This is a genomic window from Noviherbaspirillum sp., assembly GCF_036846085.1.
Lineage (GTDB): Bacteria > Pseudomonadota > Gammaproteobacteria > Burkholderiales > Burkholderiaceae_D > Noviherbaspirillum.
The window spans coordinates 1-9017 of sequence record NZ_DAIUCO010000223.1 but is presented as its reverse complement, the minus strand read 5'-3'; the positions used below and the strand labels follow the sequence as shown (position 1 = coordinate 9017).

Sequence of the window (9017 nt, the reverse complement as noted above, 5' to 3'; positions counted from 1 at the left end):
CGCCGAAACCCGCAAGGGCGGCGCAATTCTCACCGGGCTGGAACACCTCGACGAACGCTATCTGCGTGCGGTCGGCTACGCCACCAAATCCAAGCGCGGCGTGTTGCCGAAGATGGCCCTGTTCGGCGACATCGTCGGCGACGACGAAAACGCGGTTGCCCAGGCGGCGTCGGAAGTGATCCGCATTGCCAACACCCGTGTCGGCGAAGGATTCGTGGCCGTCAGCCCGGAAGCGCGCAAGAAATTCTGGCTTGACCGCGCCCGCACGGCGGCGATCTCGAAACACACCAACGCATTCAAGATCAATGAAGACGTGGTGATCCCGCTGAACCGGATGGGGGAGTACACCGACGGCATCGAACGCATCAACATCGAACTGTCGATCCAGAACAAGCTCGCGCTGCTGGAAGAACTGCGGTCGTTTTTCGCCGCCGGCAATCTGCCTCTCGGCAAGAGTGACGACGCGGAAGGCAACGATATTCCCGCCGCCGAATTGCTTGAAGATCGGGTGGTCCAGGCGCAGCAGCTGATCGAAGAGACGCAGGCGCGCTGGTCCTATCTGTTGACGCAGCTCGACAAGCCGCTGCGCGACGCACAATCCGAACTGGCTGTCCTCGGCCTCGACAAGCTGGCAGCCACCTTCGACGAACGTCTTGCAAGACAGCCGGACGCCGCCGTATTCCACGTCGTGCAGGACCGCACCGTGCGCGTGTCCTGGAAAAATGAAGTGCGGGCGCAGTTGCGCCAGATCTTCAACGGCGCGGCCTTCAAGCTGATCCTCGATGAATGCACCGCGATCCACAAGCAGGTATTGCGCAGCCGGGTCTTCGTCGCCCTGCACATGCACGCGGGCGACGGCAATGTGCACACCAACATCCCGGTCAACTCCGACAACTACGCAATGCTGCAGGTGGCGCACGAAGCGGTCGCGCGCATCATGGTGCTGGCCCGTTCGCTCGACGGCGTGATCTCCGGCGAACATGGTATCGGAATCACGAAGCTGGAATACCTGACGGATGACGAGATGACGGACTTCCGCGCCTACAAGCGCCGTGTCGATCCGGAAGGGCGCTTCAACAAGGGCAAGCTGCTGAACCTGCCGGAACTGGCTGCCGACCTGCGCAATGCATATACGCCGTCGTTCGGCCTGATGGGGCATGAATCGCTGATCATGCAGCAGAGCGATATCGGCGCGATCGCCAACAGCGTCAAGGACTGCCTGCGCTGTGGCAAATGCAAACCGGTTTGCGCAACCCATGTGCCGCGCGCCAATTTGCTGTATTCCCCGCGCAACAAGATCCTCGCTACCTCGCTGCTGGTCGAAGCCTTCCTGTACGAAGAGCAGACCCGGCGCGGCGTGTCGATCAAGCACTGGGAAGAATTCGAGGATGTCGCCGACCATTGCACCGTCTGCCACAAGTGCGAGACGCCGTGCCCGGTCGATATCGACTTCGGCGACGTGTCGATGAACATGCGCAACCTGCTGCGCAAGATGGGCAAGAAGTCATTCAATCCCGGCACCGCCGGTGCGATGTTCTTCCTCAATGCGACCGACCCGGCCACCATCAATACCGCCCGCGCGGCGATGACCGGTGTGGCCTACAAGGCGCAGCGGATGGCCAATGATGTGCTGAAGAAGTTCGCGAAGAAGCAGACCAAGGCGCCGCCTGCCACCCATGGCAAGCCGCCCGTCAAGGAACAGGTCATCCACTTCATCAACAAGAAGATGCCGGGCAACCTGCCGAAGAAGACGGCGCGCGCCTTGCTGGATATCGAAGATGACAAGGTCGTGCCGATCATCCGCGACCCGAAGAAAACCACTGCTGACACGGAAGCGGTGTTTTACTTCCCGGGATGCGGCTCCGAGCGGCTGTTTTCGCAGGTGGGTCTTGCGACGCAGGCGATGCTCTGGCACGTCGGCGTGCAGACCGTGCTGCCGCCCGGATATCTCTGCTGCGGCTATCCCCAGCGTGGGGCCGGCCAGTTCGACAAGGCCGAGAAGATGATGACGGATAACCGCGTGCTGTTCCATCGCATGGCCAATACGCTCAATTACCTCGACATAAAGACGGTGGTGGTGTCGTGCGGCACCTGCTACGATCAGTTGCAGGGATATGAATTTGACAAGATCTTCCCGGGATGCCGGATCATCGACATCCACGAATACCTGCTCGAAAAAGGCGTCCGCCTCGAAGGCGTCGGCGGCGTGCGCTACATGTATCACGACCCCTGCCACAGCCCGATGAAGCAGCAGGATCCATTGAAGACCGTGAATGCGCTGATCACGACCGCCGATGCGCAGAAGATCGAGAAAAATGATCGCTGCTGTGGCGAGTCGGGCACCTTGTTTGCCAGCCGTCCGGATGTGTCGACGCAAATCCGCTTCCGCAAGGAGGAGGAGATGCGCAAGGGCGCGGACAAGCTGCGGGATGGCGGGTTCACCGGCGACGTGAAGATCCTCACGTCCTGCCCCTCCTGCTTCCAGGGCCTGTCCCGGTACAACGAGGATTCCGGTACCACCGCCGATTACATCGTGGTGGAAATGGCGAAGTACCTGCTCGGCGAGAACTGGATGCCCGACTACGTGGCGCGCGCCAACAACGGCGGTATAGAACGGGTATTGGTGTAGAGCATGAACACCCAGGCATCCTGTGAACTGTGCGTTCAGGCGGGCGGCGAGGTCGTCTGCCGGCAGGACGCCTTCCGGGTGGTGCTGGTGGATGACCCTGGTTATCCGGGCTTCTGCCGGGTGATATGGAATGCGCATGTCCGGGAAATGACCGACCTGCCTCTTTCGGAACGTGAGTTATTGATGCAGGCGGTCTGGAAGGTGGAATCGGCGATCCGGGCGGTCATGGCGCCTGCCAAGATGAACATCGCCAGTCTCGGGAACATGGTGCCGCATCTGCATTGGCACCTGATCCCGCGTTTCGACGATGATGCACATTTTCCAGGTCCGATATGGGCGCAAGTCCAGCGTCCGGGCACACCGGACGGCCTGGCGAAGCGTCAAGCCCTGTTGCCTGAATTAAAGAACGCTCTCATTCGTCAATTTTCTTCCTAGCGGTATCCTGCACATTCTCGTGCCATCGCCGCTATCTTTCCGAAAGCCTTCTCATCATGGATCACCAGAAAAAGGCAGCACAGGCCCCCAATCCCACGGCGCTGACCGTACGCAAACAGTCGCGTTTGCTGGAAGTGGCTTTCGACGACGGCGCATCCTTTTCGCTGCCGTTCGAATTGCTTCGTGTGTATTCCCCATCCGCTGAAGTGCGAGGTCATGGCGCCGGGCAGGAGGTGTTGCAGACCGGCAAGCGTGACGTGCAGCTCGAGGCACTGGAACCGGTCGGCAATTACGCCGTGCAGCCGCATTTTTCCGATGGCCACGATACCGGCATCTATGCATGGGATTACCTGTACTGGCTGGGCGCGAACCAGGCCGAGCTCTGGGAGGATTACCTGCAGCGGCTGGAAGCGGCGGGCCACACCCGGGAAAGCGGGCGGGACGTCGTGTCAGCGCCGGCGCAAGGCGGTCACGGCTGCGGCCACCAGCATTGATGGCGCAGCGCAGCGCCTGATTCCATTCCGCGCAGCGAACTGCGGCATGGAACTATGCGCTTGGGACGCTTGTCGTAAATGTATAATCTTCGGTCCATATCGACGAGACCGCAGACATGACCAATACGACGCATTTCGGTTATCAGACAGTTGCCGAAGAAGACAAGGTACACAAGGTCGCCGAGGTCTTTCATTCGGTCGCGGGCAAGTACGACGTGATGAACGACCTCATGTCGGCCGGCCTGCACCGTCTCTGGAAAACATTCACCATCGCCCAGGCCGGCGTGCGGCCGGGCTTCAAGGTTCTCGATATTGCAGGCGGTACTGGCGATCTTGCAAAGGCGTTCGCCCGGCAGGCCGGTCCGAGCGGCGAGGTCTGGCTCACCGATATCAATGAATCGATGTTGCGGGTAGGTCGCGATCGCCTGCTGAACAAGGGCGTGATGACACCCACGCTGTTGTGCGACGCGGAGAAGCTGCCGTTCCAGAGCAACTATTTCGACCGGGTGACGGTTGCATTCGGCTTGCGCAACATGACGCACAAGGATGCCGCGCTGGCCGAAATGCAACGGGTGCTGAAGCCGGGCGGCAAGCTGCTGGTACTGGAATTTTCCAAGGTATGGGAACCGTTGCAAAAGCCGTATGACGTGTATTCTTTTTCCGTATTGCCGTGGTTGGGCAAGCGCATTGCCAACGATGGCGAAAGCTACCAATATCTGGCCGAGTCCATCCGCATGCATCCCGATCAGGAAACACTGAAAGGCATGATGCAGGCGGCAGGCCTGGGTCGGGTCGAGTACTTCAACCTCACAGCCGGTGTGGCGGCATTGCATACCGGTATCAAGTTCTAGGAGAACTTATGAAAAAGTATCTGATTGCCATGATGATCGCGTTCAGCTCCATGTCCGTGGTTGTGACGGACGCTGATGCAAAGCGGATGGGCGGTGGCGGATCCTTCGGCAAGCAATCCCAAAGCGCCGGCCGGCAGGCGCCGATGCAATCCACGCCGAACCAGTCCCAGGCACCCAATGCCAGCCAGGCAAAGGCAGCACCCGGTGCGCAGGCGCCGAAGCCGCCCAGCCCGTGGCGGAACATTCTCGGCGGGGCATTGCTCGGTCTCGGATTGGGCGCATTGCTGTCGCATCTGGGCATCGGCGGCGCACTGGCAAGCGTCATCAGCACCATGCTGATGGTGGCCTTGCTCGCCGCAGCGGCATTCTTCATTTATCGGATGGTCATGCGTCGCAGGAACGGCAACAACGGCGCGCAACCTGCATTTGCAGGCGGCTACGGGGCAGCCCGTACACCCGAGATCGGCTCGCATCTCGACAGGCAACCGCCAGCACCCATGCAGCCGGCTGCCTTCCAGGGCGATACCCTGGCTGGCGGCAGTGCGGTGGCAGGTGGCGCGGCAGCCGTTGCGCCGGTCGCGGTCCCTGCGGATTTCGATGTGCCGGCTTTCCTGCGTCATGCGAAAACCTACTTCATCCGCCTGCAGGCGGCATGGGATCGGGCCGACATCAGCGATATCCGTGAATTCACCACGCCCGAAATGTTCGCCGAGCTCAGAATGCAGTTGCAGGAACGCGGCGCGTCGTCCAACCATACCGATGTCGTTTCGCTCGACGCCGACCTGGTGGGCCTGGAAACACTGGGCGATGAATATCTTGCGAGCGTCCGGTTCTCGGGCATGATCAAGGAAGACGAGAATGCATCGGCGGCGCCGTTTGCCGAAATATGGAACCTGTCCAAGCCCGTTTCCGGCAAGGGCGGATGGATTCTGGCGGGAATTCAGCAAATCTCGTAAGGCGGATGAATTAACCGCCGGCAAACTGATAAACTTCAAGCCGCCCGTGAATGATTCACGGGCGGCTTTCTTTTTGTCGCCATGATTTCTTCTCTTTTTTCCTCCACCATTAATCATCTGCTGGCCCGGGAACCCTGGGCACGCGAGAAGCTTGCCGCGCATGCGGGCAAGGTGGCATGCCTGGACGCGGGCATCGTGGCGGTTTGCGTGAAAGCCGCGCCGGACGGCATGCTGGAACCCGCCTCCGCCGAGGAAGCGATCAACGTTACCATCCGCGCCAAGCCGGCCGATCTGCCCTTGATCGCACAACACCGGGATCGTGCCTTTTCCTATGTGCGGGTGGAAGGGGACGCGGATTTCGCCAATACCATCTCCCAGCTTTCGCAATCCCTCAAATGGGAGGCGGAAGAAGACCTGAGCAGGCTGTTCGGCGATATTGCCGCGGCCCGCATCGTCTCCGGCGCAAGGGCAACGGTGGATGCCGCAAAATCGACCCAACAGAAACTGGCCGAAAACCTGGCCGAATACTTCCTTGAAGAGAACCCGATGCTGGTGAGACCGCATGCCGTGAATGAGTTTGCCGGCGAAGTCGCCAGGCTGCGCGACGATGTCGAGCGGCTTGGCAAACGGATCGAAAAGCTGGAGGGACGCGGCTGATGCTGTTCCGGTTGCTGAGAGTCGCCAAGATCATGCGGGTGGCGATCCGATACGGCCTGGACGACATCGCCATCTCCGGACTGGCACGGCCGGGTATAGCGAAGATGATCGCGCGCCTGATGTTCTGGCGCGACCTGTCGAATCCGCGCGGCATGCGCCTGAGGCAGGCGCTGGAAGACCTCGGGCCGATTTTCGTGAAGTTCGGACAAGTGCTGTCGACCCGGCGTGATTTGATGCCGGCGGACATTGCCGATGAACTCGCCCGGCTCCAGGACCGGGTGCCGCCGTTCGACTCCGATCTCGCCATCGCCCAGATCCGCAAATCCCTCGGTGCCCACCCGGACGACCTGTTTGCCCAGTTCGAGCGGGTGCCCGTTGCTTCCGCGTCGATCGCCCAGGTGCATTTCGCGGTCCTGAAAAACGGCAAGGAAGTCGCGGTCAAGGTGCTGCGGCCCGGCATGAAAAAGTCGATCGAGAAGGATATTGCGCTCATGCAGATCGCCGCCGAATGGGTGGAACGGCTATGGGCCGACGGCAGGCGACTGAAGCCGCGGGAAGTGGTGGCCGAATTCGACAAATACCTGCACGACGAACTCGACCTGATGCGCGAGGCAGCCAACGGCAGCCAGTTGCGCCGCAATTTCCAGGGCTCGGACCTGCTGGCCGTGCCGGAGATGTACTGGGACTACTGCTCGACGGCGGTCATTGTGATGGAACGCATGCGCGGCATCCCGATTTCCCAGACCGAGCGGCTGATCGAGGCCGGCATCGACCTGAAAAAGCTGTCACGTGACGGCGTCGAAATCTTCTTCACGCAGGTCTTCCGCGACGGCTTCTTCCATGCCGACATGCATCCGGGGAACATCCAGGTGTCGATCGATCCGGCGACCTTCGGACGCTATATCGCACTCGATTTCGGCATCGTCGGCACACTGACCGACTTCGACAAGGACTACCTGTCGCAGAATTTCATCGCCTTTTTCCGGCGCGACTACAAGCGCGTCGCCGAAGCGCATATCGAATCAGGCTGGGCGCCGAAGGAAACGCGCGTCGACGAGCTCGAATCGGCGGTGCGCGCCTGCTGCGAACCGATCTTCGACCGCCCGTTGCGCGACATCTCCTTCGGACAGGTGCTGCTGCGGCTGTTCCAGACGTCGCGCCGCTTTAATGTCGAGGTGCAGCCGCAGCTGGTGCTCCTGCAGAAAACCCTGCTCAATATCGAAGGCCTCGGCCGCCAGCTCGATCCCGACCTCGACCTCTGGAAAACCGCCAAGCCCTACCTTGAGCGCTGGATGAGCGAACAAATCGGCTGGCGCGGCCTCATCCAGCATCTCAAGGAAGAAGCGCCGCGTTATAACCAGATCCTGCCGGAACTGCCGCGCCTCGCGCACCAGGTGTTGAGCGCGCAGGCGGCAAGGCCTGAACTGCAGACCGGCGAACTGCTGAAGCAGGTGCTCGCCGAACAGCGGCGTACCAACATGCTCCTGAGCATCGGCATCTATTTCGGGATCGGCCTTGCCGGCGGCATCGTGGTGGCGCAGTTGTTGCTACGCTGGACGCGATATGCATGGTGATCTTCATGAACCTTGAACGAGTCTGCGCCCATGCCTGAATTCGAATCGCGGGATCCGTCGCAACCCACATTCTGGTCGGAACGCTTCGAGCAGGAATTCATGCCATGGGACCTCGGCAACGTACCGCAGCAGTTGCGGCAATTCGTTGCGCAGTCCGCGAAGCCTCGTTCGACCCTCATTCCCGGGTGCGGTACCGGCTATGAAGTCGCCTGCCTTGCGGAGGCCGGCTGGGAGGTTACCGGTATCGATTTTTCAGCAGCTGCGGTGGAGGCGGCGCGAAAGAAGCTGGGCCTTCGGGGTGACCATGTGAAGCAGGCGGATTTCTTCACCTTCACGCCGGAACACGGGATCGACCTGATTTATGAACGCGCCTTCCTGTGTGCGTTGCCGCCGCGCATGCGCCCCGCCGTCGCCGCGCGCTGGGCCGAATTGCTGCCGCCGGGCGCATTGCTGGCTGGTTTTTTCTTTTTCGGCGATCCGCTCAAGGGCCCTCCGTTCGGTATCGTGCGGGAGGACCTGGAGGCATTATTGCTGCCGCACTTCGTTTGCGTCGCCGATGAGCCGGTGCCGGATTCCTTGCCGGTATTCGCCGGCAAGGAGCGTTGGCAGATATGGCAACGCCTGTCCGGCTGAGTCTGGCTTTCCACCGAATTTCCATGCAGTTCCGACCGGCATGTACGGCTATAATCCCGAAAAATTGCCGGAAAGCTTTCCGGTGAAGGCAAGCACATTCGCCGCCATTCATTCCCGATAGCCGGTTTTTCCATGCGGAGCATACTTTCATGAACTACACGCTGATTACCTTTGTCGTGCTGTACCTGCTGGGCACGCTTGCGCTGGGTGTATGGGCGGGCACGCGGATCAAGAACAGCAGCGACTTCGCCATTGCCGGCCGCAGCCTGCCGTTGATCATGGTGATAACGACCACATTTGCGACTTGGTTCGGCGCCGAGACGGTCATGGGCATCCCGGCAAAATTCGTGCAGGACGGGCTCAGCGGCATTGTCGAGGATCCGTTTGGCGCCGGCACCTGCCTGATACTGGTCGGCATCTTCTTCGCCGCCAAGCTGTACAAACTGAACCTCCTGACGATCGGTGATTTCTACCGCCAGCGCTATGGCAAAGGGGTGGAAGTGTTCTGTTCCGTTGCCATCATCCTGAGCTACCTCGGCTGGGTTGCGGCGCAGATCACGGCGCTCGGCCTGGTGTTTTCGGTGCTGACCAATGGCGCCATGTCGGAAACCGCGGGCATGATCGTCGGCACCCTTGCCGTGCTCATCTATGTCGTGATCGGCGGCTTCCTTGCCGTGGCATGGACCGACTTCATCCAAATGATCGTGCTCGTCATCGGGCTGACCATCATTGCCTTTTTTGCCGCCGACCTGGCGGGCGGCACCGACCAGGTGTTCGCGATGGCGACA

9 protein-coding genes are annotated in these 9017 nt (G+C 60.7%); all 9 read left to right on the top strand.

Going from position 1 to position 9017, the window contains the following annotated elements:
• Window positions 1-2629 (top strand): FAD-binding oxidoreductase (locus V7080_RS20365; RefSeq protein ID WP_334190218.1); only part of this gene is annotated, 2629 nt, incomplete at its 5' end.
• Window positions 2630-2632: 3 nt separating this feature from the next.
• Window positions 2633-3064, top strand: coding sequence for an HIT family protein (locus V7080_RS20360; RefSeq protein ID WP_334190217.1), 432 nt, complete (start codon window positions 2633-2635; stop codon window positions 3062-3064).
• Window positions 3065-3120: 56 nt separating this feature from the next.
• On the top strand, window positions 3121-3558 hold the full coding sequence (locus V7080_RS20355; protein ID WP_334190216.1) for a DUF971 domain-containing protein: 438 nt from the start codon (window positions 3121-3123) through the stop codon (window positions 3556-3558).
• 116 nt (window positions 3559-3674) lie between these two features.
• The gene (gene ubiE / locus V7080_RS20350; protein WP_334190215.1) at window positions 3675-4409 is read left to right on the top strand and encodes a bifunctional demethylmenaquinone methyltransferase/2-methoxy-6-polyprenyl-1,4-benzoquinol methylase UbiE; all 735 of its coding nucleotides are present in this window, start codon (window positions 3675-3677) and stop codon (window positions 4407-4409) included.
• Between the two features lie 8 nt (window positions 4410-4417).
• Complete coding sequence (locus V7080_RS20345; protein WP_334190214.1) at window positions 4418-5365, top strand: Tim44 domain-containing protein; 948 nt, start codon at window positions 4418-4420, stop codon at window positions 5363-5365.
• Window positions 5366-5446: 81 nt separating this feature from the next.
• Window positions 5447-6022 carry a ubiquinone biosynthesis accessory factor UbiJ gene (locus V7080_RS20340; protein WP_334190213.1) on the top strand — a complete coding sequence of 192 codons (576 nt, stop codon included), beginning with the start codon at window positions 5447-5449 and terminating at the stop codon, window positions 6020-6022.
• A complete protein-coding gene (ubiB, locus tag V7080_RS20335; protein ID WP_334190212.1) occupies window positions 6022-7596 on the top strand; it encodes a ubiquinone biosynthesis regulatory protein kinase UbiB in 1575 nt (524 codons plus the stop codon). The genes V7080_RS20340 and ubiB overlap by 1 nt, the downstream gene beginning before the upstream one ends.
• 30 nt (window positions 7597-7626) lie before the next feature.
• Complete coding sequence (locus V7080_RS20330; RefSeq protein WP_334190211.1) at window positions 7627-8229, top strand: methyltransferase; 603 nt, start codon at window positions 7627-7629, stop codon at window positions 8227-8229.
• 149 nt (window positions 8230-8378) lie between these two features.
• Window positions 8379-9017 (top strand): sodium:solute symporter family transporter (locus V7080_RS20325; protein ID WP_442947265.1); only part of this gene is annotated, 639 nt, incomplete at its 3' end.